We start from the raw sequence: 26811 nt of genomic DNA on the forward strand, positions 1-26811 counted from the left end.
GCCCTGCTTCCCTTTGTCTACAAGGGAAACAGGGCTGCCGTGCTACTTAGCCGCGCACGATCACGACATCCAGGGTCCGCGGGCCGTGGACGCCTTCGACGCGTTCGAGCTCGATGTCGCTCGTGGCGCTGGGCCCGCTGATCCACGTCTGCGGGCGGGTGCCGTCGAGCCTGCGGAGGGCCTCGGGCAGGATGGCCGTGATGTCACTGGCCCGGACCAGGCAGATGTGCCGGTCCGGGACGAGGCTGATGACCCGGCGGCCCTGGTCCGGACTTGCGTCCAGGACGATGGTGCCGGTTTCGGCGACCGCCACGGCGCTCCCGGTGACGACGGCGTCCACCCCGTCCAATTCCTCGACGCTCAGCCGGTGCCCCGGTGCGTCGGTGACGCGGCGGCCCGAACCGCCGTCGTGCGCCTCCGCCTCCGCCTCCGCGAACAGTGACTCGGCGAGGCCGTGCGGCACGGCGTATCGGTCGGTGCCTTCGAGCAGCGCGGCGAGCCGCTGCGGCACCGCGACGGCATCCTCGACGAAGACGTTCGCCTTGTAGTCGACCAGCCGGTCCGTCAGCAGCTCGATGAGCGCGTCCTCGCCCAGCTCGGAAGCGCGCCGGTAGTCGCGGGGCACCTCCGAGACGGCCGGGGCGTCCCGGAGGGCCGAGCGGATCCGGTCGAGTATTTCTTTGCGCGCGTTCACGGGTTCTCCTCTGTACCGGCGGATCCTGTGCCGGGGGCCTCGGTGCCGGTCGACCCAGGGTCGGGCGCCGCCGCACCGGGTGCCGGTGCCGGGGCCTGATGGTCCTTGTTCCACCATTGCCGGAACGACTGCGCCGGCGGGGCGGGAATGTCCCGGCTCTGGGTCCAGCCGGCGGCGATGCCCGGAAGTTTGGTGATTTTCTTATCCGGGCCGGCGGCAAGCCGGCCCAGGGGCAGCGCCTTCTCGACCAGGCCGAGGTTCTTTCCGGAGGACAGCGCCCAGGACGCCGCCTTCATGCCCAGGTCCATCTGGCTCGGGAGCCGCTTCTTTCCGCGTTTGCTGTCCACGTCCTCGCCGCGCAAGTGCACCAGGATGTCCGGGATGTTGATCTTCACCGGGCAGGCGTCGTAGCAGGCCCCGCATAGGGACGAGGCATAGGGCAGCGAGTTGTTCTCCTCCGCCGTGATCCCGGTCAGCAGCGGGGACAGGATCGCGCCGATCGGCCCCGGGTAGGTGGATCCGTAGGCGTGCCCGCCGGTGCGTTCGTAGACGGGGCAGACGTTCATGCAGGCGCTGCAGCGGATGCAGTGCAGGGCGGAGCGGCCCATTTCGTCGGCCAGGGCGGCGCTGCGCCCGTTGTCCAGCAGGACGAGGTGGACGTTCTGCGGCCCGTCGTCGGGCGTGACGCCGGTCCACAGCGAGGTGTACGGATTCATCCGCTCGCCTGTGGAGGACCGCGGGAGCAGCTGCATGAACACCTCGAGGTCCTCCCAGGCCGGCAGCAGCTTCTCAACGCCCATGACGGTGATCAGGGTCTCCGGCAGCGTCAGGCACATGCGCCCGTTACCCTCGGATTCGACGACGGCGAGGGTGCCGGAGTCCGCGAGGGCGAAGTTCGCGCCGGACACGGCCACCTTGGCGCTGAGGAATTTGCGGCGCAGGTGGGCGCGGGCAGCCGCGGCGAGGCGGGCGGGTTCGTTGGTCAGCTCGGGGTCCACGCCCTCCATTTCGCGCAGAAAGATGTCCCGAACCTGGGTGCGGTTCTTGTGGATGGCCGGGACCAGGATGTGGCTGGGCTTGTCGTGGTCCAGCTGGACGATGAGCTCGGCGAGGTCGGTCTCGAACGCCGCGATCCCCTGTTCCTCGAGGTACTCGTTGAGGCCGATTTCCTGGGTGGCCATGGACTTGACCTTGACCACCTCGTCGGCGCCCTGCTCCCGGATAAGGGAGGCGACAATGCGGTTGGCTTCGCCGGCGTCGCGGGCCCAGTGGATGGTCCCGCCGCGGGCGATGAAGTTCGCCTCGAACGTCTCGAGCAGCTCCGGCAGCCGGGCCATGACGGATTCCTTGATCGCACGGCCGGCGTCGCGCAGCTCCTCCCAGTCGGGGAGTTCGGACACGACGGCCAGCCGCTTGTCCCGGATGGTCCGGGTGGCGTGGCCGAGGTTTGCCCGCAGCTGGGTGTTGCCGAGTTCGCGGTGCGCGGCTTTGGGGAAGGGCTCGGGTTCGTGCAGGTTGCCGATGCCGAAAACGGGCAGGGACGGCATCCCCAGGAATGTGCCGCTCATCGTGCGGTCCTTCCGGTGGTGAGGCGGACGTCGCCGGTGACGGCGGCGGGATTCTCGAAAGTGCTGGCCAGGATCTCGGCGAAGTGCATCGTGGTGACGCCGCTGCCCCGCCGGGACAGGCCGCCGCCGATATGCATCAGGCAGGACGCATCGCCGCCGGTGCAGAGGTCGGCGCCGGTGCCGCAGATATTGGCCGTCTTGTCCGCGAGCATCGCCGAGGACACGTCCGCGTTCTTCATCGAGAACGTCCCGCCGAAGCCGCAGCATTGCTCGGCCTCGGGCAGTTCGGCCAGTTCGATGCCGCCGACCGAGCGCAGCAGGTCCAGCTGCCGGTCGCCGAGCCGGAGCAGCCGCATGCCGTGGCAGCTGGGGTGGTACGTGATCCGGTGCGGGAAGTAGGAGCCCAGCTGGGCCGCGGCGTCCGTGACGCCCAGGACATCCACCAGGAGCTGGGAGAGCTCGTAGGTTTTGTGTCCGACGGCGGCCGCCCGGGCTTCCAGCCCGGCGTCCCCGCAGCGGCGGGCGACCATGGGGTGCTGGTGCTTCACGGAGGCGACGCAGGAGCCGGACGGTGCGACGGCGACGTCGTACTCATCCGCCTCGAAGGCCTTCACATGGTTGGCGACGACCGGCAACGCCTCCTTGAAGTAGCCGCTGTTGACGTGCATCTGCCCGCAGCACGCCTGCTCGGCGGGGAAGATGACCTCATGGCCGAGGCGTTCCAGGATGGACACGGTGGCGCGCGCCGTGTTCGGGTACATGGCGTCAACGATGCACGTGGCAAAAAGTGCGATCCTCACAGGACACCTCCGCTGGTCATGGGGCTGGGGGCCGGACGGGTGGCCGGCACATATTCCGCGGGGTGCTGGGAGGCACGAACCACGGCGCGCAGCTCCCCCAGCCCGCCGCTGAGCACGCCGGCGGCCCGGGCCTGGACCAGGACGTTGCCCAGCGCCGTGGCTTCCACGGGGCCGGCGATCACGCGCTTGCCGGTGGCGTCGGCGGTGAGCTGGCACAGGAGCCGGTTCTGGGATCCGCCGCCCACAATGTGCACGACGTCGGCGCTCAGGTCCGCGAGCCGTTCGGCGTCGGTGATGGTCCGGGCGTAGCCGGCGGCGAGGCTGTTCAGGATGCACCGCACGATGTGCGCGGGATGCTCCGGGAGGACCGCTCCGGTGTTGCGGACCGCGGCCCGGATGCGGTCGGGCATGTTGTCGGGGGCGATGAAGTAGGGGTCGTCGGCGTTGATGAGCGGGCCGCCGGCGGGCAGGGCCGCGGCGGCGTCGAGCAGTTCCACCAGTTCCGGCCGGTAGCCCTCTCCCGCCCAGGTGCGCTGGCACTCGCTGAGCAGCCAGAGGCCGCCGACGTTGCGCAGGTAGCGGATGGTGCCGTCCACGCCGCGTTCGTTGGTGAAGTTCGCGGCCCGGCTGGCCTCGGTCAGGACCGGGTGGGACAGTTCGACGCCGACCAGCGACCACGTGCCCGAGGAGATGTAGGCGAAGTCGCGCCGGTCCGCGGGGACGGCGGCGACGGCCGAGGCGGTGTCGTGCGAGCCGACGGCCACCACGGCGGTGCTTTCGGGCAGGCCCACGCGGTCCGCGATGCCCTTCGTCAGGGTGCCGACCGTCTCCCCTGGTTGGATGAGCGGCGGGAACAGTCCGGCGGCCAGACCCAGGGCGGACAGGAATTCCGTGGCCCACTCCCCCGCGACGGCGTCGAAGAGCCCGGTGGTGGAGGCGTTGGTGGCCTCGGTGCGGCGCCGGCCCGTCAGAAGGAACCCGATGAGGTCCGGGATGAGCAGCGCCTGCAGCCCCTCCAGTTCGGTCTCCGTGGCGAGCTGGTAGATCGTGTTGAACGGCAGGAACTGCAGCCCCGTGGTGGCGTAGAGCCTGGCCGGGTCCAGGAGCTGGTGGACCCGGGCGACGGCGGCACGGCTGCGGTCATCGCGGTAGCTGAAGGGCCCCGCGACGAGGTCGCCGGCGGCGTTGACCAAACCGTAGTCCACGGCCCAGGTGTCGATTCCGATGCTGGCGATGCTCTCACCGCGGGCCGCGGCCGCCGTGGCGGCGGCCGCGAGCCCGGTGAGGACCTCGGCGAACAGGGCGTCGAAGTCCCAGCGGAGACCGCCGTCGAGCTCCTTGACACCGTTGGGGAAGCGGTGCACCGTCTCCAGCTCCGCCCTCGCCCCACCGGGACTGCCCGCGACCCGGCCAAGGATGACCCGGCCCGAGGACGCGCCGATGTCAACGGCGGCGAAGACGCTGCCGGCGGAGAAACTGGGGGCGGACGCCGCACTGCTGCTCGTCACCACGAGTGCCGAGGCGGCGTCCGTCGCTGAGGGTTCCGCGCTCATCGCAGGAAGGCCGCGGCCACGCCGGCGTCGACGGGGATGTGGAGCCCGGTGGTGTGGGAGAGCTCGCTGCCGGTGAGTACGGATGCGGCGTTGGCCACGTTTTCGGGCAGCACTTCGCGCTTGAGCAGGGTGCGCTGGGCGTAGTACTTGCCGAGCTCCTCTTCCTGCACCCCGTAGACGGCGGCGCGCTTGGCGCCCCAGCCGCCGGCGAAGATCCCGGAACCGCGGACCACGCCGTCGGGGTTGATCCCGTTGACCCGGATCCCGTACTCGCCTAGTTCCGCGGCGAGGAGCCGGACCTGGTGGGCCTGGTCTGCCTTGGTGGCGGAGTAGGCGATGTTGTTCGGGCCGGCGAACACGGAGTTCTTGGAGGAGATGTAGATGATGTCCCCGCCCATTTCCTGGTCGATCATCACCCTCGCGGCGGCCTTGGCCACCAAGAACGAGCCCTTGGCCATGACGTTGTGCTGCAGGTCCCAGTCCTTCTCCGTGGTTTCCAGGAGCGGCTTGGAGATGGAGAGCCCGGCGTTGTTGACCACGAGGTCCAGCCCGCCGAAGGCCAGGACGGCTTCCTGGATGGCTGCCGCGATCTGGGCTTCGTCCGTGACGTCGGCCTGGACGCCGATCGCGACGTCGGAGCCGCCCAGTTCAGCGGCCACGGCCCGGGCGTTGTCCAGGTTCAGATCCGCAATGACCACGCAGGCGCCGTCGGCGGCGAAGCGGGTGGCAATCGCCTTGCCGATGCCCGACGCCGCCCCGGTCACGAGGGCGATGCGGCCGGCGTGGGATTTCGGCTTGGGCATCCGGGCCAGTTTGGCTTCTTCCAGGGCCCAGTATTCGATCCGGAATTTCTCGGATTCCTCGATCGGGGCGTAGCTGGAGACGGCCTCGGCGCCGCGCATGACGTTGATGGCGTTGAGGTAGAACTCCCCCGCGACGCGGGCGGTCTGCTTGTTCGCGCCGAAGGAGAACATACCCACGCCGGGGACCAGCACGATCGCCGGGTCCGCGCCTCGCAGGGCGGGGCTGTCCGGGGTCGCGTGGCGGTCGTAGTACGCCTGGTAGTCCGCCCGGTAGGCGGTGTGCAGCTCCTTGAGCCGGGCCACGGAGTCATCGATCGAGGCGTCGGCGGGCAGGTCCAGGACCAGGGGCTTGACCTTGGTGCGCAGGAAGTGGTCCGGGCAGGACGTGCCCAGGGCGCCGAGCCGCGGGTGCTCTGCGGCTTCGAGGAAGTCCAGGACGGCGGGGGCGTCGCTGAAGTGTCCCAGCTGCGGCTTGTCCGTGGACGTGAGTCCGCGGATCACGGGGGCCAGGGCGGCAGCCTTGGCGCGGCGCTCGGCCTCCGGGAGGGCGGCGTAGCCGGGAAGCTTCGGCCCGAAGGGTTCGTTCTTGCCGTGGTCCTTGATGTACTGCTCGGCCTGCTCGATGATCCACAGCGAGTTGGCTTCGGCTTCCTCGCTCGTGGCGCCCCAGGCGGTGATGCCGTGGCCGCCGAGGATGGTGCCGACCGCGTGCGGGTTGGCGTCCTTAATCGCTGAGATATCCAGGCCCAGCTGGAATCCGGGGCGGCGCCACGGCACCCAGGCCACCTTCTCACCGAAGATCTCCTTGGTGAGGGCCTCGCCGTCGGCGGCCGTGGCAATGGCGATGCCGGAGTCCGGATGCAGGTGGTCCACGTGCGCGGCGTCGACGAGGCCGTGCATGGCGGTGTCGATCGACGGCGCGGCGCCGCCCTTGCCGAACAGGCAGTAGTCGAACGCCGCCGCCATTTCGTCTTCACGCTCGACGCCGGGGTACACGTTCTTGAGCGCCTGCAGCCGGTCCAGCCGCAGCACGGCAAGGCCCTCGGCCTTCAGCGTGCCCAGATCCCCGCCGGAGCCCTTGACCCACAGGAGCTCGACGTCCTCGCCGGTCACGGGATCCTTCTCGGTGCCCTTGGCGGAGGTGTTGCCGCCGGCGAAGTTGGTGTTCCGCTTGTCCGCTCCGAGGCGGTTGGAACGGGAGATCAGCTCTTCAACAGTCTTGTTCGTCATTACTTACGCGCCCCATCCGGCTTGCTGGCCGCCGACGCGGTCCTCATTGATTTTCTTCTGGTAGCCGCTGGCCTTGAAGGCGGCCATCGGGTCCGCGGGCAGCCCGAGCGATTCACGCCACTGCGCCAGCGCAGGACGGACATCGGTGTAGAAGGCATCGTTGAAGATGCCGTTGGCGGCCAGGACGTCGCCGCTGCGCTGGGCCTCGGCGAGCGCGTCCGTGTCGATGAGCAGGGCGCGGGCCGCCATTTCCTGGACGTTGAGCACGGAGCGGATCTGGCCCGGAATCTTTTCCTCCAGGTTGTGGCACTGGTCCAGCATCAGGGCGACACCTGAGTCCTTACCGAAGCCGCCGCCGCGGATCACCTCGTGCATGATGCGGAAAAGCTGGAAAGGATCGGCCGCGCCGACAATCAGGTCATCGTCCGCGTAGAAGCGGGAGTTGAAGTCGAAGGACCCGAGCTTGCCCAGCCGCAGCAGCTGCATGACGATGAACTCGATGTTCGTGCCCGGGGCGTGGTGGCCGGTGTCAAGGCACACGAACGCCTTCTCGCCCAGGGCCAACGTCTGGGCGTAAGAGGTGCCCCAGTCCGGGACGTCGGTGTGGTAAAAAGCCGGCTCGAAGAACTTGTACTCCAGCACCAGGCGCTGGTCCGCGCCCAGGGCGGCGTAGATCTCCTGCAGGGATTCGGCGAGGCGGTCCTGCCGGCCGCGCATGTCGTCCTGGCCCGGGTAGTTGGTGCCGTCCGCGAGCCAGATCTTCAGATCCCGCGAACCCGTGGCGTGCATGATCTCCAGGCACTCGAGGTGGTGGTCGACCGCGCGGCGGCGGACCGAGGGGTTCAAGGAGGTCAGGGAGCCGAACTTGTACTCGTCATCCTGGAAGGTGTTGGAGTTGACCGTGCCCAGGCCCACGCCCAGGTCCGCGGCATACTCCTTCAGGGCCGCATAGTCATCCACCTTGTCCCAGGGGATGTGCAGGGCGACCGTGGGCGCCAGGCCGGTGAGTTCGTGGACCTTCGCGGCGTCGGCCAGCTTCTCCTGGACGGTGCGCGGGGTGCCGGGGGTGCCGAACACCTTGAAGCGGGTGCCGGAGTTGCCGTAGGCCCAGGACGGGACTTCGATGGCGAGTTCCCCGAGGCGACCCAGGGCCGTTTCTATGGTGTTCATGATTGTTCCTTCTGCGGTTGGGGGTTGTCCCCGAGGCGTTCTGCCGCGGACAACTGGTCCTCAAGATTGAAAATTTCGGCGAGCTGGAGGAAGCCCTGGTCCGGCGCCTGTGCTTGGTCTTCGAACAGGGCTGCCATCTCGGCCTGCCAGCGGGCGTTCACCTCGGTCAGTGCCATGCGGGCGCGCACTGCGTCGAAGTCGTCGCACTCCACGTACCCCACCAGCAGCCCGTCGTCGGCGAGGAACAGCGAGTAGTTGTTCCAGCCGGCCGATTTGAGTTCTCGGAGCATCTCCGGCCAGACGGCGGCGTGACGGCGCCGGTATTCGGGAATCTGGCTGGGTTTGACCGAGGAGCGGAAGCACACCCTCATGAGGAATTCTCCTGATCTCGACTCTTGATCATTTAGCTGATTGAATCGATTCATTTAGACAATAGCATTGTGCGTGTTGAGTGAAGAAACTCCGGCGCTGATCATGACATCAGCGCCGGAGCGGAGTGCCTAGAAGTTGTACTGGTCCACGTTCGCGGCGGTGAAGACCGTGGGTTCGCCGAGCAGCACGGTGGAGTTGGGGCCGACCTTGAACTCACCCAGGGTGCCGGCCTTGAACGTCTGGCCTTCGGCGCCGGTGATCTGGCCGGAGGCGAGGGCCGCGCCGGCGTAGGCGGCGAGGTAGCCGAGCTTTTCGACGTCCCACAGGGCGAACGACTTCATGGTGCCGTTCTTCAGGTACTCCTTGAGCTGGCTCGGGAAGCCGAGGCCCGTCAGCTGGACTTTGCCCTTGTACTCGGATCCGGAGAGGTACTGGGCGGCCGCGGCAATGCCGACAGTCGTGGGCGAGATGATGCCCTTGAGCGTCGGGTGGGCCTGGAGGAGCGCCTGGACTTCCTGCTGGGACTTCTGGGCGTTGTCATCGCCGTAGGCGGTGGCGACGAGCTTCAGCTTGGCGTACTCGGGCTTCTCGAGTTCCTTCTTCATCAGCTCGATCCACGCGTTCTGGTTCGTGGCGTTGGCCGTGGCGGACAGAATGGCGATGTCCCCACCGTCGGGACCGATGGCGTCGGAGATGAGCTTGATCTGGGTGGACGCGATGCCTTCAGCGGTGGCCTGGTTGATGTAGAGGTCGCGGCAGGAGGGGTCCGTGTCCGAGTCGAAGGTGACCACCTTGGCGCCGGCGCTGCGGGCCTCGTCCAGTGCCGAGCAGATTGCCTTGGGATCGTTGGCCGAGGTTGCGATGACGTTGGAGCCCTGCTGCGTGAGCGTGTTGATGTAGCTCACCTGGCTGGAGGCGCTTGCCTCTGAGGGGCCCACCTCGGAGAAGATGCCCTTGTACTCGTCCACTGCGGCCTTGCCGCCACGGTCGGTGACCGTGAAGTAGGAGTTGTTCAGCTGCTTGGGCAGGAAGGCCACCTTCAGGCCTTCCTTGATCGGCGCATTCGCATCCGCTGCGGCGCTGGACGTTGCGGCCCCGCCGCCGGCGGTGCTGGAGGTGTTGGTGGTTCCACCGCAGGCGCTAAGCGCCAGCGCGAGTCCCGTGGCGACGGCGATATAGGCCGGCGCGAGGCGGCGGGATCCGGTCGTGGACATGATTCTCATAGTGGTGCCTTTCAACTGAACGTCGTTGTTGCTGTGGTGTGGACGGTGGTCAGGTCGTTGAAGCTTTGTGGGAGAGTGAACGGACCCAGGCAATGGCGTTGGGGGCGACGACGGCGAGGATCAGGAGGCCGCCGGTGAGCATGGACAGCGTGTCCTCGGGGACGCTCGCCAACTGGAGCTCGTTGCGCAGGATGGCGAGGAGTCCGACGCCGGCGATGACGCCCGGCAGGGTGCCTTTACCGCCAAAGATGGACACGCCGCCGAGCAGTACTGCCGCGATGACGGACAGTTCCAGGCCAGTGGCGTTATCGCCGCGCGCACTTCCGTACCGAAGGGTCCACCACACGCCGACCAGCGCCGCAACGGTGCCCGAGATCACGAAGAGCCAGAACTTGGTCCGCGCGACACCGATTCCCGAGAAACGGGCGGCGTCCACGCTGTAGCCGATGGCGAACAGGGAACGGCCGAAGCCGGTGAAGTGCAGGGCGACACCGAAGATGATGACCAGGAGGATGACCGGAAGAATCCAGACGGGGATGCCCGTGGTGCCGATCTTTGCCTGCAGGCCCGTGGTGATGGCCCGCGGGAAGCTGGTGACCGCCTGATCCCCCAGGACAACGAAGGCAAGCCCGCGGTACAAGGCCAGGGTGCCGATAGTCACGGCCAGGGACGGCAGGCCGACCACGGAGACCAGGAAACCGTTGAGTGCCCCGGACACGGCGCCGAGGACAAGGCACAACGGAATAATCGTTTCCATCGGCATCCCGGCGTTCCAGAGCGCTCCGAATACGCAGCTGACGAAGCCTGCGATGCTGGCGACGGACAGGTCGATCTCGCCGGTGATAATGATCAGCGTCATCGGCAGCGCCAGGAGCAGGACCGGGATCACGTCGATGAGGAGGAACCCGACGTTGCGGGAGGTTGCGAAACCGCTCACGGTCAGGGAGGCGACGATGATGCTGGCCACGAGGGCCAGAATGATGGCGGTGTCCCAGCTGCGCAGGAAGCCGAAGCGGGGGGCGCGGCGGGTTTCTGCTGCCGGCGGTGCTGTATCAACCAGCATGTGAATCGTGTCCTCTCAGACGGCGCTCGGTGCGCAGGGCAAGGTATCGGTCCAGGACAATCGAGGCCAGGATCAGGACGCCGATCATGGCCCGCTGCCAGAACGGTGAGACGCCCAGGACCGGAAGGGCAGAGGTGATGGTGGTCAGGAGGACGGCACCGAGGGCTGCCCCGTAGACCGTGCCGACACCGCCGGCGATGGCCACCCCGCCGACTACGGCCGCGGCCACGACGTTCAGTTCAAGGCCTTGGCCCGCCGTCGCGTCCAAGTTGCCGTACTTGGCTGCATAGATGACCCCACCGAGTCCGGCGAGGGCGCCGGAGATCGCGAAGGCGGAGAAGACCTTCCGCCCGACCCGGATTCCGTACAGGCGGGCGGCCTGGACGTCTGAACCGATGGCGTAGAACTCGCGTCCGGAGCGCAGGTTCTTCAGGTAGAGGCCGAACGCCATGACGACCGCGAGGGCGATCAGGGCCAGGTAGGGGAATCCCAGCAGGGTGCCGGCACCGAGGGCCAGGAAGTCCGCCGGCAGGTCGGACGGGCTGATCTGCTGGCCCTGGGCCCAGGCGAAGTCAACGCCGCGGAAGATATACAAGGTGCCCAGGGTGACCACCAGGGCCGGCACCTTGGCCACCGCGATCAGTGCTCCGTTGATGGCCCCCAGCATGGCGCCGAGAGCGATGCCGATGACGAGCATCGCGATCACGGGAAGATCGGGCAGCGCGATGAAGATTTTTCCTGTCGCGAATGCCGTCAGGCCGAGCACTGAGCCGACCGACAGGTCCACGTTCTTCGTCACGATCACGATCGCCTGGCCGACGGCGAGGATCACCAGGATCGAGGAGTTCAGCAGCAGGTCTTTGATGCTCTGCCCGCTCAAGAACCGGGGGTTGGCCGCTACTGTGACGGCGATCAGGATGACCAGCGCGAGGAACACGCTGAATTCACGGGATCGGGTCAACGTCCCCAGCCAGGCCGTGGACGGCTGACGTTGCAGGGTTAGGGTGGTCACGCTGTTGTCTCCTTGGTTTTCGGGTCGACTCCCGTGGCGGCCGTCATGACGGATTCCTCCGTGGCGTCCTTGCGGCTAAGTTCTGCAGTGATCCGTCCCTCGTGCATCACCAGCACGCGGTCCGACATGCCCAGGATCTCGGGCAGTTCCGAGGAGATCATGAGGACGGCCAGGCCCGTGCCGGCGAGCTCGGAGATGAGCCGGTGCACCTCGGACTTGGTGCCGACGTCGATTCCGCGGGTGGGTTCGTCGATGATCAGGATGCGCGGGCCGGTGGCCAGCCACTTGCCCAGGACGACCTTCTGCTGGTTGCCGCCTGAAAGAGTCGAGATCGGGGACATCGGGGACCCCGCCTTGATCTGCAGCTTCTTGGCCCATTCCTTTGTGGCCTGAGCCTCGGACTGGTTGGTGAGGAGGCCGAAACGGCTCAGTTTTTGCCGGAGCGTCAGGGTGAGGTTCCGGCTCACGTTCAGCTCCATGACCAGGCCCTGCTTGCGCCGGTCCTCCGGCACGAACGCGAGCCCGGCGGCCATCGCGGCCCGCGGGGACAAGGATTTGAGCGGCTCGTCGCGGACCAGGACTTCACCGGAGTCGTATTTGTCGATGCCGAAGACGGCCCGCGCCACCTCGGAACGCCCGGCGCCCACAAGGCCGCTGAGGCCGACGATTTCGCCGGCCCGCACGGTGAAGGAAATATCCGAGAACACGCCCTTGCGGCTGAGCCCCTTCACCTCGAGGGCGGTGGGCCCGATCGTCGTTTCCTGCTTCGGGAACAAGGACGCGACGTCGCGGCCGACCATCTGCCGGATCACGCCGTCGACCGTCAGTTCGGAGGCCGGGGCGGTGGCGACGTGCGCGCCGTCGCGCATTACGGTGATCCAGTCCGCCAGGGCAAAGACTTCCTCGAAGCGGTGGGAGATGAACATTACCGCGGCCCCCTGGGCCTGCAGGGTCCGGGTGACGGCGAAGAGCCGGTCAACTTCGACGCCGCTGAGCGCCGCCGTCGGTTCGTCCATGATCAGGACGCGCGCGTCGAGCGAAATGGCCTTGGCGATTTCCACCACCTGCTGGTCGGCAATCGAGAGACCCTGCGCGACCCGGTCGGGATCGATCTTGACCCCCAGTTGCTCAAAAAGCTCCAGGGCCTGCTGGCGCATCGCCTTCCGGTCGATCCGGCGCAGGGAGCGCAGCGGCTGCCGGCCCATGAAGATGTTCTCGGCGACAGTGAGATCCGGGAACATGGTCGGTTCCTGGTAGATGACGGCGATCCCCGCCTCGCGGGCATGGAGCGGATCGCGGAACGAGACCTCCTCGCCATCCAGCAGGACCTGGCCACGGTCCTGCTGGTGCAGTCCGGCGAGAGTCTTGACCAGAGTGGATTTGCCGGCGCCGTTTTCTCCGACCAGCGCGGTGACCTTGCCCCGGTACAGGCTGAGGCTGGCGCCGCGCAGCGCGTGCACCGCGCCGAAGGACTTGTGGATGTCCCGCAGTTCCAGAAGCGGTACATCGGCCGCCTCGGCCCTCCGGGTGCTCCGAACCGTGGCGTCCTGTGCTTCGGCCATGTCCGTTACTCCTTTGTAATGAATCGATTCATTTGTGAACCTACTCACACGTTAGGGCTTGTTTCCACTGCGTGTCAACCAGCAAACATCCGGGCGGCCAATGTGAACGACGTAACATTGAAGGGGTTGATTGATTCGATTCAGAGATTGAGAGGTTCTTACGTGTCCAGCGGCCCGGGTGCAAAGCTGAAGGATGTCGCCGCGCTTGCGGGGGTTTCCGTCGGCACTGTTTCGAATGTCCTCAACCGGCCGGAGCAGGTCTCGGTCGACAAGAAGAGCCGCGTCCTGGCCGCCATCGACCAGCTGGGATTCGTGCGCAACGAATCAGCGCGGTCGCTGCGGTCAGGGTCCACCAGGAGCCTCGGCATGCTGGTACTGGACGTCCGCAACCCCTTCTTCACCGACGTCGCGCTGGGGGCCGAAAACGTCGCCGAAGACCACAAGCACTCCCTGATCCTGGCCAACAGCGCCGAAGACACCGGGCGGGAGCTGGCCTATCTGGACCTGTTCGAGCAGCAGCGCGTCCAGGGCGTCCTAATCACCCCCTTCGGCCAGGTTCTGGAGCGCCTCGAAACCATGCGCGCCAGGGGCATCCCGTCGGTGCTCGTTGACCGGCTCGCACGCACGGATCAGTTCTGCTCGGTCTCGGTGGACGACGTCGCCGGCGGCGCGACAGCCCTGACCCATCTACTGAGCGTCGGTTCAGTGCGCCCGGCGTTCGTGGGCGGTCCCTTCACACTTCAGCAGGTCGAAGACCGTTACCGGGGTGCCGCCGACGCAGCCGAAAAGGCGGGGGTAACGCTGCAATTGTTCGAAACGCCCGACCTGAAATTTGAGCGCGGGCGCCAGATCGGCGATCTCATCGGAAATCTTCAGCCGGACAAGCGGCCGGACGCCGTGTTTGCCGCCAACGACCAGCTGGCGCTCGGGCTCTTGCAGTCCTTCGCCGCCAACGGGCTCCGCGTGCCCGAGGACATCGCAATCGTGGGCTTCGACGACATCGACTTCGCGTCCCAGTCGAGCATTCCGCTGAGCTCCATCAGCCAGCCGCGGCACCTGATCGGCGAGCGCGCCGCCCAGCTCCTTTTCGACGAAATCGACGACGAGCACGGTCACGTCCACAGCCAGGTGGTGTTCACGCCGGAACTCGTTGCCAGGCAGAGCACCCGGCGCCACTAGCGAGCCCCTGACGTCATCGTCGCCCCAACACCAGTCTTCGTGCCGCCGAGGACCGCACGGGGGCACTTTGGTGCAGACACGCCGACGACTGGGCCGCCGCCGTCGAACTTTGCCCTCAAAGTGCCCCAGGACGGAAACAACCCGGCACATATAGCTGCCGGGTGCACCTTCTTTTCGGACGGAGCAGCCTGCACTGGTGTTTGGGCGGCTGTAGTGACCTGGGCGCACCCGGGCGGGGCTTCCGCCCGCCCCATTGACCGGGTGCACCCTTGTGGGTACGGTCTCGTGCATCGATCCGTCCCGGCCGCGGCATCGCCTACGGCTGGCGAATAGTTCGGGAGGCCCCGATGGGCAGCACAGACTACGAGTTCCGGACCCTCTGGCGCGTGGCGGGCACGCCGGAGGAGGTCGCGGCCGTCCTCGTCGACGCCACCGCGCTGCCCCGCTGGTGGCCGTCCGTCTATCTCAGCGTCGAGCCGGTGGACGGCGGTCCGGAACTCGGGCCCGGCGTTCCCCGTCCCGTGCGCCTCCATACGAAGGGCTGGCTGCCTTACACGCTGCGGTGGACGCTCACGGTCACGGAGCCGGTCACGAGCCGCGGCTTCGCCCTCACCGCCGCCGGCCGCTGGACCTTTGAGCCGGACGGGCCGGAAACGGTCATCACTTACGACTGGCGCGTCAGCGCCGCCAAGCCGCTGCTGCGGCGGCTCAGCTGGCTGCTCAAACCCGGTTTCGCTGCCAATCACCGCTGGGCGATGGCCCGCGGCGAGGAGAGCCTGGCCCTGGAGCTGCGCCGGCGCCGGGCCGCAGCGGGGATCACCAGCGGCCCCACGCACCCTGTTCCACAGCCGCCGCGGCCCACCTTCGCCTGGCTGCGGTGGCGGGGCTAAACCGGCCGGCAGCCCGCGTCGGCGGGTCTTGGCATCCATTCACGGTTTCGCGTTCTGAAAGACCCACCTTGGCGCGTCGCATTCACTGACCCGGTCCTGGATGCAGCCGATACGTGCCAACAAGGCCGCTCACGCTTCATCCCGGTTCCAGAGGCACGGAGTCAGGTGGTGCCGGCGGCTACCGGCCGGAAACGGCGCGGGAGGATTCTGAAATGTCAAAAAAGATGGGTCTTGCTGCCCGGGCTAGGATGCGGGCTGCAGGTGGGTCCGGAGTTCCTGTAGCGTCGGCGGATTTGCGCCCGGGCGCCGCACGGTGATGGCGGCAGCCATGGATGCTGTGCGTCCCAGCTGCTCCAGAACAGCGGGCGCGAGGCCGTCGGTCCCGCGGGTGAGGAGTCCCAGGATCAGTGCTGCCATGTACGAGCATCCAAGTCCTTCCGGGGGTAGAGCCATTGGGCGTCCTCATCGCTGAGTTTGACGACGTCGGTCAGGTGAACCAGGTCTTCGAAGATGGATTTGGCTTCGGCGTGGCTGCCGAGCAGCGCGGGCCTGATATTGGGGTCATAGGTGATCGTGCATTCCTTCCGGCACTGCCGCAGGAGTGCTTTGACCGCGTCAGCGCCCGGTGCGAGAAAAGTGGCGATCGAACCGGTGTGAAGGACCTTCGGGAGAAAGGCGGGGGCGACAGGTTCGAGGGCCCAGGAAATGTCGAAGTCGTAGCTGGCGGACCCGTCCGTGGCGAGCGTTGCCGTCGCCGACGCGGTCCGGCCCAGGGAGTATGAGCCGGGCAGGACCGTCACGCCGGCACTGTGCAGGTGCCGCTCGATGGCGGCGCCGCGTTCGTCGTCGCCAATGGCCGTCAACAGCCCGGTGTTGACGCCGAGCCTGCCAAGCCCATAGGCGACATTGGCGGGTGACCCGCCAGGGTATTCGCTTGTCCCCTCGGGCGAGGTGACGACGTCGATGAGGGCTTCGCCGACGACGACGACGTCCAGGAACTGCCGGGACGGGCTGTCGGACTCGAGGTAGTGCATGTGCTGTCTTTCTTCAGGTGGTGTGCCGTCGGGCTCGCGGTGGAGGACGCGGCGGTCATGGTGCGGACGTGATCAGGCCGCGGGGTCAGGGGGCCACTGCCGCTTCGCCGGCAGGCTCGGGGCCGTTATGCGTATTGCATGACGCTCAGGCTGTTGATGGTTGCCGTGCCCCCGATGGCGTAGAGCGAGATCTCGGTGCTGGTGGCGGCCGGGAAGATCAATTCGGCCAAGGTGACCTGGCCTCCCTGGGCGAAGACCTCGACGGAGCAGCGGTCCACGTAGATGGTGAGTTCATAGGAGCCGTCCGTCGTCCGGATCGGGGCGGTGTCGAGGGAGGCGAAAGATCTGTGGAAGTCTGTTTGCCCGGATTCCCGGCGGTCGACGACGATGAGCGCTTCCGTGGGACGGATGCCGATGCGGGTTCCCTGGGTTCCATCGCCGCGGACGACCAGCCCGAATTCCTCGGCTGTTCCCGGGGTGGCGGTGAGCTCGATGCGTTGGACGCTGCCGGCTGCGCCGTCGAGGACGTGCTGGCCGTCGGATATTTCGACTGCCGCGAGGCTGAATGATGGGGTGTGTTCAACGTGTGGGGCCGGATCCCCTGCGGCCTGCTGCACCAGCCGCCAGCTCCCATCCACGCTCTGCAGGGACACGTCACGGACCAGGGACATGGGACTGCGCCATGGCGAGGTGGGGATCTCGTTGGCGTATTGCCAGTTGTTCATCCACGCGATCATGAGCCTTCGGCCGTCGGGAACGTCGCTGAACGAGACGGCCGCGTAGTAGTCGCGGCCCCAGTCGAGCCACTGGTACTCGCCCAGCCTGTCCGGGTCCTGCAAGCCGTCGGTGACCGTGGTGGCTGAGGTGAATGTGGTGCCGTCGAAGTCTCCGACGAAGTATTGCCCGGCCGAACCGCCGTTGGGGCCGCCGGGATTGAGGTTTACCGTCAGGACCCATTTCACGTCTTCCGGGTCACCGTCGACAGGCAGCGGGAAGAGGTCCGGGCACTCCCACACACCGCCGGTCGCGTTGGCCGGGCCGAAGCTGCTCAACAGCTCCCAGTCCTTGAGGTCGTGGGACTTGTAGAAGACGACTTCGAAATCCTGGGCTTCCACGGCCACCATGACCCAGTAGCTCCCGGCGTCGGACTCGTAGCGGAAGACCTTGGGGTCGCGGAAGTCGGCTGACCCCCGGTCTAGTACGGGATTGCCGGTGTGTTTGGTCCAGGTGTAGCCGCCGTCCAAGCTGTAGGCCAAGGACTGGGCCTGGACGCCGAAGAGTGCGGACGCCGTCTTGTAGGCGCTGGTGTAGATGGCGACCAGCGGCGCCGCGGAATCCGTGCCGAATCCGCTGGTGTTGTGCCGGTCGAAGACGATGCTGCCGGAGAAGATGTCTTCCGTCTCGTCGCAGGCGATGGCGACGGGGTGCTCGGTCCAGGTCAGCAGGTCCGTGGAGGTGGCGTGCCCCCAGGACATGTTTCCCCAGACGTTGTCCAGCGGGTTGTTCTGGTAGTAGAGGTGGTAGACGCCCTCATGGTGGATCAGGCCGTTGGGATCGTTGAGCCAGGTATTCCGGGCTGCGTAGTGCAGGGCGGGCCGGAAAGTGTCGGCCGTCGTGGCGGTCACGGCAGTCATGAGGGTCGGATCTCGATTCTGTGCTGGTGCATGCGGGCTTCGCGGGCGGGGCAGGCCGGCGCGTGATGTCCGGCCTGCCCCGTGGTCTCGGTGGCTAGGAGTTCTTCTTGTAGCGGTCGTAGGCCTGTTGGTAGACCTCGATCATCTTGTCGACACCGACGTTCTTGAGCTGGGTGACGTAGCCGTCCCATTCCTGCTCGATGCCTCCGGAGACGATCCACTTGGCCATGTTCTGCTTGACCAGGGAGGTGGTGTCGGTTTCAATGCTGCTGATCTGCTGGAGTTCGTCGGTGGACAGTGCCACCGGGGGGTAGCCGTCGTTGCCGGCGAAGGGCTTGTAGTTTTCGTTGACCGTCTTCTGGCGTTCCGCGGCGCGCGGTTCGGGAGCGACAACAGACTTGAAGTTCTCCGCCGTGTTGGCCTTCGGTCCGCCCGGGGCGACCTTCTGGCGGCGTTCACCTTCGCTGGTTCCGGCCGGCGCGGGGATCTGTACCAGCAGCCCGTTGGCATCCTTTTGCAGGGTTTCACCGATCGGTCCCCAGTTAGCCTGGGCGGACTGGATGGGGTCGTAGAGGTTATCGGCCCAGCGCATGGTCGCGGCGGGGTACTTGTCGGCCCGGGTGATGGCGAAGGCGCCGCGGGCGATTTCCTGGTTGTTGGACTGGCTGGCGATGCGCTTGCCGTCCACGCCCTGGAGCACGGGCACAAGGGCGTAGTCATTGGCGCGGTCTGCGCCGACCATCTCCGGAACTTCCCACCAGGCGAACGAGCCGAGGTTTTCCGTGGCGGCCTTGCCCTTGGCGAGGTAGGCCTTGTCGTCCTGGGAGAAGGATTCCGGATCGATCAGACCTTCCTGGTACCACTGGTGCAGGGTCTGGATGGCTTTTTTGTAGCCGTCCTGCGTGGGGGTGAAGATGACCTTGTTGTCCTGCACGATGCGGTGGTCCATGTTGTCGGGCACCCCGCCCAGGGCCGCGATCAGGTCAACGATGTCTCCGCACCAGGAGCCGGGCATGAAGCTCAGCGGGATGGTTTTGCCGGTCCCGGACGCGTCCCGGGTTTTGAACGCCAGAAGGGCGTCGTGGAATTCAGCGATGGTCTTGGGCATGGGGATGTTGAGCTTTTTCAGCCAGGCGGTATTGATGGCGATTTCGTTGGGGAACTGGACCAGGCCGAGCTCCTCAACGGACGGCAGGGAGTAGATGTGCCCGTCGGAGGAGGTGATGGCTGCCTTGATGTCCGGACGGGCTGCGAGCAGCTTGGCGAGATTGGGAGCGTTCTTCTCAATCAGGTTCTCCAGCGGGATCAGAGTGCCGCTGGCGGAGTACGTGGCGATCTCGGCATCCGTCAGGCCGGTGTTGAAGAACGCGTCGGGAAGGTCCCCGCTGGCCAGGATGAGGTTCTTCTTTTCCTGGAAGACCGTATCGGGCAGGTTCTGCCAGTCGATATGGATGTTGGTGTCCTTTTCCCAGTTCTTCACCACGGTCATGGTGTTGTAGTCCGGTGCCAGGGCCGTCTTGGTTCCCGAGAACTTCAGGGTCAGCTGCTTGCTGACGATCGGGAAGCCTGTTGCCTGGAATCCGAAGTCAGCGGAGGCGTCTTTGACCTCCGGAGAGCCGGACTGGCCGCCGGAACAGGCGGTGAACGTCATCGTTCCGGCCAGGAGGGCGCCAAGGACGGCGTATTTGCGGCTGATTGCCATGGTCATTCCTATTCTTAGGTGTGGTTTTGCCGGCCCGTGGCGAGTGCCCCGGGGACGGGTGGTGCGCGGGGAAGGGGCCCTATTTCACGGCGCCGATCATGGCGCCCTTGGTGAAGTGCTTCTGCATGAATGGCAGGGCAATCATCAGCGGCAGGCTCGAGACGACGATCATGGCGTATTTGGTGAGCTCCGCGATCCTTTGCGCTGCCGCATAGGACTGGATGTCTCCCCCGGTGGTGCCGGTGGATGAAACATCGGATTGGATGAGGATGTTGCGCAGGACGAGCTGCAGCGGGTATTTGGAGTCATCGTTCAGGAAGATCAGGGCGTCGAAGAACGAGTTCCACTGGGCCACGACGTGGATCATGACCATGAGCATGATCAGGGGCTTGGACAGGGGCAGCACCATCTTGAAGAAGAACTTGAAGTCGGTGGCCCCATCCATCTGGGCGGCTTCACGCAGTTCGTTGGGGATGGTGTGTTCGAAGAAGGAGCGGGCGATGATCAGGTTCCAGACACCGACCGCGCCTGGGAGAACGACGGCCCAGACAGTGTTGAGCATGCCCAGGTCCCGGACGACCAGGTACTTGGTGATGAGTCCGCCGTCGAAGAACATGGTGATGACGAACAGGAGCATCAGGATTTTCCGGCCCGGCATGTCCTTGCGGGACAGCGCGTAGGCGCCGCAGAGGATCGTGGTGACACTGATAGCGGTGCCCAGGACGGTGTAGATGACGGTGTTCCCCAGGCCGTTCCAGATCCGGCTGTCCGCGAAAATCCGCTGGTAGCCCTCAAGCGTCACGCCGGAGGGGAACAGCCAGACCTTGCCTTCGTAGATCGCGTTCGGATCGCTGACGGACGCAATGACAATGAAGTAGAGGGGGTAGACCACAGCCAGGATGGACAGCAGCAGGATGGCTGTGGCGGCGATGTTGAAGGCGCGGTCACCGTACCTGTCCCGCAACGTCGGCCTGGGCCGGGCCGGGCTGACGTTTCTGTTCGGGGTGTCGATGTTGACGGGGCTGGTTTTCAAAGACATCTCGGCATCACCACAGGGTCGCTTGGTTGGCCCGGCGCGCCACCGTATTGAAGAAGAGCAAGAGCGCCAGGTTGAGGACGGAGTTGAACAGGCCGATGGCGGCCGAATAGCTGAACTGCGCCTGCTGCAGACCCGCGTGGTAGACGTAGGTCTGGATGATCTCCGAGCTTGAGAGGTTCAGCGGCGTCTGCATGAGCAGCGCCTTCTCGAAACCGACATTCAGCAGGTTGCCGATGGCAAGGATGAACAGGATCGTTACCACCGGCATGATGCCCGGCAGATCGATATGCCGGATGCGCTGGAGCTTCGAGGCGCCGTCGACCTTCGCGGCGTCATGCAGCGCCGGATCAATGGCCGCCAGGGCCGCCAAATACACGATCATGGAGAACCCGGCGTTCTGCCAGACATCCGAGATGACGTAGATGGGACGGAACCACTCCGCCGAGCCCATGAAGAAGATCGGCTCCCCGCCGGCCAGCTGGATCGCGTTGTTCACCAGCCCCGACCGCGGCGACAGGACCACGAACATGATGCCCACCACCACGACGGTGGAAATGAACGCAGGCGAATAGAGCACCGTCTGGGTGAACTTCTTGAACCTCTCGCTCTGGAGCTGGTTGACCAGCAACGCCAGGATGATCGGGATCGGGAAGGCCACCAGCAGGCCCAGAACGGCAATCCACAGCGTGTTTCCGAGGACCTGGCCGAACTGGTACGAGTTCACGAACCTGATGAAGTGCGTCAGGCCCACCCACGGACTGTCGGTAAAACCCTCAGCAGGGTTGTAGTTCTTGAACGCGATCTGCACCCCGTACATCGGCCAGTATTTGAAGACCAGGATGTACACGAGGGCCGGAGCTAGTAATACGTATAACTGCCAGGCCCGGGAAATCCTTTTCAGGCGAAGCGAAAAAGTAATCCTTCGTTGCGGCAGCGGTGCCGCGGACGGACGCCCGCGTCGGCCCGGGATGGTGCGGCTCATGGCATCTCCTTAGGATGTGTCACTGAATTCCGTTCAATCAAAGGGCACTCCATCAGCTCGACCCCGCCATGGGGTTCCGCGCCCTGGAGGACAAGGTCGACGGCCCGACGTCCCATTGCCTCGAACGGCAGTTCAAGGGTGGTCAGCGCGGGCCTGAGGTGGGGGGCCAGGGTTTCCTGGTTGTCGAAACCGACGATTGAGAGATCGGTCGGGATGGAGAATCCTAGGGTGGCGGCCGCCTGGTAGGCGCCCCACGCCATTCGGTCCGTCCCGCAGAAAATAGCGGTGGGCCGGTAGGCGGCGGTGAGCAGGCTCGTGGCGTGCTCGAATCCGTCGGGTTCGGTGCCGTGTCCGAAGCGGACGAAGCCCGGAGCCACTTCCAGCCCGTACTCGCGCATGGCTTTGGAGTAGCCTGCGAAACGGCCAACTGCGGCCGGCAGCCCGCTCTCAAGACTGTCGTTGTTGATCAAGGCAATCCGGGTGTGGCCGGCGTCGATAAGGCGCCGGGTGGCCGTGTAACCGCCCTTTTCCTCGTCGGGCGCGACACTGCTGAACCGCCCGCCGCGGTCCTCGGAGTTCAGGACCACAGACGGAACATCGCCGAGGACTTCAGGGACATCCAGTATCTGGTGGTACATGGAGGCATAGACCACGCCCGCCACCTTGTAGGACAACATCGTTTCCAGCGAGGCCGCTTCGAGCGCCCTGTCGCCTCCCGTATTAACGGTCAGCAGCAGGAGTCCAGACTCCCACGCCCGGTCTTGGGCGGCCTCAATGATGCGTCCAGCGAACGGGGAGGACGCCACGAAGTCGCCGACAAAGCCGATCATCCCGGCGACGCCGTCGCGGAGAACCTTGGCGTGGGCGTTGGTGCGGTATCCCAGCCGGTCCACGGCGTCACGTACCCGCCGGCGGGTCTCTTCGGAAAAGCGCGAGCCGGAGGCCGAATTCAGAACCAGGGACACGGTGGCCTGAGAGACACCGGCGGCGGCGGCGACATCATGCATCGTCGGTCCGGACTTTGGCCGCGATCCAGCCATGGGCACCTCCTCGGGCCAAGTAATTCGATCGGTTATTCGTATAACTCGTTGTGAACTGTATCTTGCATCACATCGGCCGTCAACATGGCCAATGAGGCGCCCATCTCGATGGTCTCGATGTTGACGCCTGAGCATCCTCGAGTGCGACAGAGTATTCCATTCCGGCTCGACGAGGTCGTACCTGGTGGGAGCATCTGCGGATTGGCCGTCTCAGCAGGCCCTGCAACGGACTCCTGTGCTTGGACTTTTGCACAAGGGGGCGGAAGTGTCTCATTCATTTGACCATTGAGCCGACAAGCCCTTCCACGGTTAGCTGGGTCACATCAACGTTTCCCCGTGACCTTTCAGGAATCCTCATGACTTTGCAGAAGAACCGGCCCTCCGTCGGCCCCGCCTACTGGGACGACGTCGAGATCGGCGACGCCGTCCACCTCCGCCGGGGTGGCCGCATTGAGTACGCCGGACGCGTCGACAACCGCACCGCCGACGGCGCCGTCGTGTGGGTGCTGTCCGACGGCGGACGCCGGCAGCTGTTCCATGTTGCCGACGGCTTCGAACTGATCGTGGCAGACCCCGAAGGAGCCCGTCATGCTGACAACTGAACGCCAGGCAACCCTGGTGCGGCAGCCGAGCGCGCTGTCCAGCACCGCGGCCGGGATCGCGGCCGGGACGGACGCCTGGGCTTCCGGCGCCGCCTCCTGCCCCGATGACTGCCACTACTGCTCGGGCCCCGAGACCGACTAGCGGCAGCGGCGCCCCTCCCATACCTCCCCGGCGCCGGACGCCCGGGCCCCTCAGCTCCCGCGCGCCGGTAGAATCTGGAAGGAAACTGCGAACCGCGACCCGCGATCAGCGACCCGTCAGGAGGACTCCGTGCGATCACACCACGCCCGGGTTCCTTTCCATTCCCTCCGGGCCGCCCTGTTCGCCACCACCGCGGTGACGCTGGCCGCCTGCGCCCACGTCGTCTCGGGCGGCCAATTGCCCGGCTCCGGCATCCTGGTTGCCATCCTGGCCCTGACCGGACTGGCCTGCACGGTTGCCACCCGGCTCCATCTTGGGTTCCCGGCCGCGGCCGCCCTCCTTGGCACCGGCCAATTGGTCCTGCACGAGGCCTTCACCGCGTTCGGCGGATCCGTTGCGGGGAAGCCGGCCGGCGAGCCGCCCCACCATGGCCCGGCCGTCATCCCCGCGGGAACCCTCACCCATCTGCAGTCCCATGAGCTGGAATCCCCGCTTGCCCTGCTCATGCTGACGGGCCACGCGCTGGCCACTGTTGCCTGCGCGCTGCTCCTGGCGAAGGGCGAGGACGCCCTGTGGGCTCTCGCCGCCTGGCTACGGCCGCTTGTCCAGCTCCCGTCGCCGGTGACGCCCGACGCCGGCACCGCGCCGGCGCCGGCCGGCTGGCCTTCGGACTCTGCCCCGCTCCCCTGGCGGAACCTCCGGCCCGATAGCCGCCGGGGCCCGCCCGCCGCCGTCGTACTTCCCTGACATCCCTCCGGCCGCGGCCGGAGCTGTCTCGCTCTGCTGTGCCCTTAACCGGCCTGTTCCGATCCGGCCTGCGCTGCCGTGCACTGCCGTGCGCTGCCCTGCGCTGATCGAATCCGCCCGTTCTGGGGCGCCTGTGCTGCCCGTCCTGACCTGGGCTGGGCTGATCCGCACAGCCATGAGCGGTACGAGCCGCCGCGTCCACCCCCACTTTCGCGCTGCCCCGAGCGCAGCGCGTCCGCCTGAAAGGCACCCCTACCTTGAAAACCACACTGCACGCCTCTGCCCTCCGCCGCACCCTCTCCGTCACGGCCGTGGCCGGCGGAACGGCGGCGCTGATGCTCGCCGGGCTTCCGGCCGCGTCCGCGCACGTCGAAGCCACCCCGGACAAGACCGCCGCGAACTCGTATGCCCTGCTGACCTTCGGGATTCCGCACGGCTGCGATACGTCCGGGACCACCAAAATGACCATCACCCTGCCTGCCGAACTCAACGATGCCCAGCCCACGGTGAACCCGAACTGGACGGTGCAAAAGGTTGTGGAGCAGCTGCCCGAGCCCAAGAAACTGGACAACGGGACGTCCGTCACGAAGCGGACCAGCCAGATCGTCTACACGGCCAAGGCCCCGCTGGACCCGGAGCTGCGGGACACCCTGGTGCTCTCCGTGAAGCTGCCCGATACCCCGGGAAAGACCCTCTACTTCCCCACCCTGCAGACCTGCGAGCAGGGTCAGACCGACTGGTCGCAGATCCCGCAGGAAGGCCAGGACGAGGAATCCCTCAAAACCCCGGCACCGTCGGTGACGGTCACCGACGCCGTCGCCGGCGCGGACGGCCATTCGGCCCACACCGCCAGCGTTGAGGCGGCCCCGACCGCGGCCCAGATGGCGTCCGTGGACGACGGCGGCGCGCAGGCCCGGAGCTGGGGCGCCCTGGCCGCCGGGCTCGGCGGCCTGGTGCTCGGCGGGGCAGCCTTCATCCGAAGCCGCGCGACGAACGGCGGCAGCGCCGCATCTGAGAAGTAACACGCAGCGCGGTTGACCTCGGTTGATGCCCGGAAATCACAATCCGGGCATCAATCGGGGCTCCGTCGCCGTGGCGTCGTTGACTAAGGCATCGGCGGGCATAAAGGTTGAGCCATGAGGTCTCAGCGAATGAAACACGCACTGCTTGTGACAACGGCTGCCGCGGCGGCCCTCCTGCTCAGCGGCTGCGGGGGCAGCTCGACGCAGACCCAGGCGGCCACGTCCCCGGCTACCCCGTCGGCCAGTCCGGCCAGCCTGCCCGCAGCCTCCGGTGCCGCAACGGACACCTCTGCCGCCCCGGCATCGCAGGCGGCCCAGTCCGGCCCCGCGCTGTGCAAGGCCGCGGGCCTGACGGCCACCACCGACTCCACCGGCGGCGGCGCGGCGGGCAGCGTCTACATGAAACTGATCGTGACCAACTCGGGCACCGAGCCGTGCCTGCTCAAGGGCTACGCGGGTGTCTCCCTCACGGCCGGGGCCGACGGGGAGCCGATCGGCGCCGCCGCCACCCGCGATGACGCCACCCCGGTCACTGATGTCCAGCTTGCCCCGGGCCAGGCCGGCGTCGCCACCCTGCGCTACACCCAGGCCGCCAACTACGGGGACTGCACCCGGACGCCCGCGGCAGGATTCCGGGTCTACCCGCCCGAGGACACCGCTTCCCTGTTCCTCGCGCAGCCGCTTGATGCCTGCAGCAACACCGAGATCAACCTGCTGACCATCGGGGCCTTCCAGCCGAAGTAGCACCAGACGCCCCAGGCCCTTGCCCGGCCAATAGTGTCGGCGGGGTAGGGCATGATGGAGGAATGAAGGGGCAGGAGCTCGCTGGCGGCACACTTGCGGCCGACGCCATGGACCGGTTCAGCCGGCCGACCCGGGACTGGTTCCTGGGCGCCTTTTCCGGGCCCACCCCGGCCCAGAACGGCGCCTGGAATGCCATCTCCTCCGGCTCGCACGCCCTCGTCGTCGCTCCCACCGGCTCCGGCAAGACGCTCGCCGCGTTCCTCTGGGCGCTCGACCGGCTGATCGTCTCCGCCCCGGCCGAGCCCGAAGCCCTACCGGGCCTGGACGCGACGGCCAAGGGTGGGCGACGGAAAACGGCCGCACGGAAGACCCGCGTACTGTACATTTCCCCGCTCAAGGCCCTCGGCGTCGACGTCGAACGCAACCTCCGCGCGCCGCTGATCGGCATCACGCAGACCGCCAAGCGTCTGGACCTGCCTGCCCCGCTCATCACCGTGGGCGTCCGGTCCGGGGATACGACGGCGGCCGACCGCCGCTCGTTGCTCAGCCACCCGCCGGACATCCTCATCACCACCCCGGAGTCCCTTTTCCTGATGCTGACGTCCAAGGCGCGGGAAACCCTCAGCGAGGTGGACACGATCATCATTGACGAGGTCCACGCCGTCGCCGGCACCAAGCGCGGGGCGCACCTGGCGGTGTCGCTGGAACGGCTCGACGCGCTGCTGCCCAAGCCCGCCCAGCGGATCGGGCTGTCGGCCACTGTGGAGCCCAAAGAGCTGGTGGCGCAGTTCCTCGCCGGGTCGGCACCGGTGGAAATTGTGGCCCCTCCGTCGCGGAAGAACTGGGACCTGACCGTTTCTGTCCCGGTTGAGGACATGTCCGATCTCCAGGGCGCCGCGGGGGCTTTCGATTCGGGTCCCGCCTCCGGACTCCAGCCGCAGGCCTCCATCTGGCCGCATGTGGAGGAAAAGATCGTGGACCTGGTGCTGGCCAACCAGTCCACC

At 66.7% G+C, this 26811-nt stretch carries 24 protein-coding genes and 1 pseudogene; 8 read left to right on the top strand and 17 right to left on the bottom strand.

Annotated features, from left to right (window positions below; translation table 11 throughout):
• Positions 1–46: 46 nt before the first annotated feature.
• The 11 genes from AC1DBQ_RS10470 to AC1DBQ_RS10520 form a co-directional block, all read right to left on the bottom strand.
• On the bottom strand, positions 47–694 hold the full coding sequence (locus AC1DBQ_RS10470; RefSeq protein WP_476928434.1) for a LutC/YkgG family protein: 648 nt from the start codon (positions 692–694) through the stop codon (positions 47–49).
• A complete protein-coding gene (locus tag AC1DBQ_RS10475; RefSeq protein WP_476928435.1) occupies positions 691–2262 on the bottom strand; it encodes a LutB/LldF family L-lactate oxidation iron-sulfur protein in 1572 nt (523 codons plus the stop codon). Before AC1DBQ_RS10475 ends, AC1DBQ_RS10470 begins: the two co-directional genes overlap by 4 nt.
• Positions 2259–3062 carry a (Fe-S)-binding protein gene (locus AC1DBQ_RS10480; RefSeq protein WP_476928436.1) on the bottom strand — a complete coding sequence of 268 codons (804 nt, stop codon included), beginning with the start codon at positions 3060–3062 and terminating at the stop codon, positions 2259–2261. The genes AC1DBQ_RS10475 and AC1DBQ_RS10480 overlap by 4 nt, the downstream gene beginning before the upstream one ends.
• Positions 3059–4615 carry a rhamnulokinase gene (locus AC1DBQ_RS10485; protein WP_476928437.1) on the bottom strand — a complete coding sequence of 519 codons (1557 nt, stop codon included), beginning with the start codon at positions 4613–4615 and terminating at the stop codon, positions 3059–3061. Before AC1DBQ_RS10485 ends, AC1DBQ_RS10480 begins: the two co-directional genes overlap by 4 nt.
• Positions 4612–6648 carry a bifunctional aldolase/short-chain dehydrogenase gene (locus AC1DBQ_RS10490; protein ID WP_476928438.1) on the bottom strand — a complete coding sequence of 679 codons (2037 nt, stop codon included), beginning with the start codon at positions 6646–6648 and terminating at the stop codon, positions 4612–4614. The genes AC1DBQ_RS10485 and AC1DBQ_RS10490 overlap by 4 nt, the downstream gene beginning before the upstream one ends.
• Before the next feature lie 3 nt (positions 6649–6651).
• Positions 6652–7818, bottom strand: coding sequence for an L-rhamnose isomerase (gene rhaI, locus AC1DBQ_RS10495; RefSeq protein ID WP_476928439.1), 1167 nt, complete (start codon positions 7816–7818; stop codon positions 6652–6654).
• A complete protein-coding gene (locus AC1DBQ_RS10500) occupies positions 7815–8189 on the bottom strand; it encodes an L-rhamnose mutarotase (protein WP_476928440.1) in 375 nt (124 codons plus the stop codon). Before AC1DBQ_RS10500 ends, rhaI begins: the two co-directional genes overlap by 4 nt.
• Positions 8190–8318: 129 nt before the next feature.
• Complete coding sequence (rhaS, locus tag AC1DBQ_RS10505; protein ID WP_476928441.1) at positions 8319–9404, bottom strand: rhamnose ABC transporter substrate-binding protein; 1086 nt, start codon at positions 9402–9404, stop codon at positions 8319–8321.
• A gap of 58 nt (positions 9405–9462) precedes the next feature.
• Entirely contained in the window at positions 9463–10476 is a 1014-nt protein-coding gene (locus AC1DBQ_RS10510; protein WP_476928442.1) for an ABC transporter permease, read from the bottom strand.
• Positions 10466–11488, bottom strand: coding sequence for an ABC transporter permease (locus tag AC1DBQ_RS10515; RefSeq protein WP_476928443.1), 1023 nt, complete (start codon positions 11486–11488; stop codon positions 10466–10468). The genes AC1DBQ_RS10510 and AC1DBQ_RS10515 overlap by 11 nt, the downstream gene beginning before the upstream one ends.
• Positions 11485–13050, bottom strand: coding sequence for a sugar ABC transporter ATP-binding protein (locus tag AC1DBQ_RS10520; protein WP_476928444.1), 1566 nt, complete (start codon positions 13048–13050; stop codon positions 11485–11487). Before AC1DBQ_RS10520 ends, AC1DBQ_RS10515 begins: the two co-directional genes overlap by 4 nt.
• Positions 13051–13212: 162 nt before the next feature.
• On the opposite strand from AC1DBQ_RS10520, the gene AC1DBQ_RS10525 reads away from it, so the two are divergent.
• Entirely contained in the window at positions 13213–14229 is a 1017-nt protein-coding gene (locus AC1DBQ_RS10525; RefSeq protein ID WP_476928445.1) for a LacI family DNA-binding transcriptional regulator, read from the top strand.
• Between the two features lie 347 nt (positions 14230–14576).
• Positions 14577–15119 carry an SRPBCC family protein gene (locus AC1DBQ_RS10530; RefSeq protein ID WP_476928446.1) on the top strand — a complete coding sequence of 181 codons (543 nt, stop codon included), beginning with the start codon at positions 14577–14579 and terminating at the stop codon, positions 15117–15119.
• Between the two features lie 243 nt (positions 15120–15362).
• Here the strand turns inward: AC1DBQ_RS10530 and AC1DBQ_RS10535 are convergent.
• The 6 genes and pseudogenes from AC1DBQ_RS10535 to AC1DBQ_RS10560 form a co-directional block, all read right to left on the bottom strand.
• Positions 15363–16153, bottom strand: a pseudogene (locus AC1DBQ_RS10535) (PfkB family carbohydrate kinase).
• 125 nt (positions 16154–16278) lie between these two features.
• Positions 16279–17787, bottom strand: a complete 1509-nt coding sequence (locus tag AC1DBQ_RS10540) for a glycoside hydrolase family 32 protein (protein ID WP_476928447.1) — start codon at positions 17785–17787, stop codon at positions 16279–16281.
• Positions 17788–17881: 94 nt separating this feature from the next.
• Positions 17882–19489, bottom strand: coding sequence for an ABC transporter substrate-binding protein (locus tag AC1DBQ_RS10545; RefSeq protein WP_476928448.1), 1608 nt, complete (start codon positions 19487–19489; stop codon positions 17882–17884).
• 79 nt (positions 19490–19568) lie between these two features.
• A complete protein-coding gene (locus AC1DBQ_RS10550; protein ID WP_116767077.1) occupies positions 19569–20528 on the bottom strand; it encodes a carbohydrate ABC transporter permease in 960 nt (319 codons plus the stop codon).
• A gap of 7 nt (positions 20529–20535) precedes the next feature.
• Positions 20536–21510, bottom strand: coding sequence for an ABC transporter permease (locus AC1DBQ_RS10555; protein WP_476928449.1), 975 nt, complete (start codon positions 21508–21510; stop codon positions 20536–20538).
• The gene (locus AC1DBQ_RS10560) at positions 21507–22550 is read right to left on the bottom strand and encodes a LacI family DNA-binding transcriptional regulator (protein ID WP_476928450.1); all 1044 of its coding nucleotides are present in this window, start codon (positions 22548–22550) and stop codon (positions 21507–21509) included. The genes AC1DBQ_RS10555 and AC1DBQ_RS10560 overlap by 4 nt, the downstream gene beginning before the upstream one ends.
• A gap of 356 nt (positions 22551–22906) precedes the next feature.
• Here AC1DBQ_RS10560 and AC1DBQ_RS10565 point away from each other — a divergent pair, with 356 nt between their 5' ends.
• The 6 genes from AC1DBQ_RS10565 to AC1DBQ_RS10590 form a co-directional block, all read left to right on the top strand.
• Complete coding sequence (locus AC1DBQ_RS10565; RefSeq protein ID WP_476928451.1) at positions 22907–23152, top strand: hypothetical protein; 246 nt, start codon at positions 22907–22909, stop codon at positions 23150–23152.
• Positions 23139–23294, top strand: a complete 156-nt coding sequence (locus tag AC1DBQ_RS10570) for a hypothetical protein (RefSeq protein WP_476928452.1) — start codon at positions 23139–23141, stop codon at positions 23292–23294. The genes AC1DBQ_RS10565 and AC1DBQ_RS10570 overlap by 14 nt, the downstream gene beginning before the upstream one ends.
• 129 nt (positions 23295–23423) lie before the next feature.
• Positions 23424–24041 (top strand): hypothetical protein, encoded by a 618-nt coding sequence (locus tag AC1DBQ_RS10575; protein ID WP_476928453.1) that lies wholly within the window; start codon positions 23424–23426, stop codon positions 24039–24041.
• A 335-nt stretch (positions 24042–24376) separates the two neighbouring features.
• Entirely contained in the window at positions 24377–25063 is a 687-nt protein-coding gene (locus tag AC1DBQ_RS10580; RefSeq protein ID WP_476928457.1) for a YcnI family copper-binding membrane protein, read from the top strand.
• A 129-nt stretch (positions 25064–25192) separates the two neighbouring features.
• Positions 25193–25807, top strand: a complete 615-nt coding sequence (locus tag AC1DBQ_RS10585; protein ID WP_476928454.1) for a DUF4232 domain-containing protein — start codon at positions 25193–25195, stop codon at positions 25805–25807.
• Positions 25808–25869: 62 nt separating this feature from the next.
• On the top strand, positions 25870–26811 hold a 942-nt coding region (locus AC1DBQ_RS10590), incomplete at its 3' end, for a DEAD/DEAH box helicase (protein ID WP_476928455.1).

The organism is Arthrobacter sp. 10T413_2, assembly GCF_056394205.1.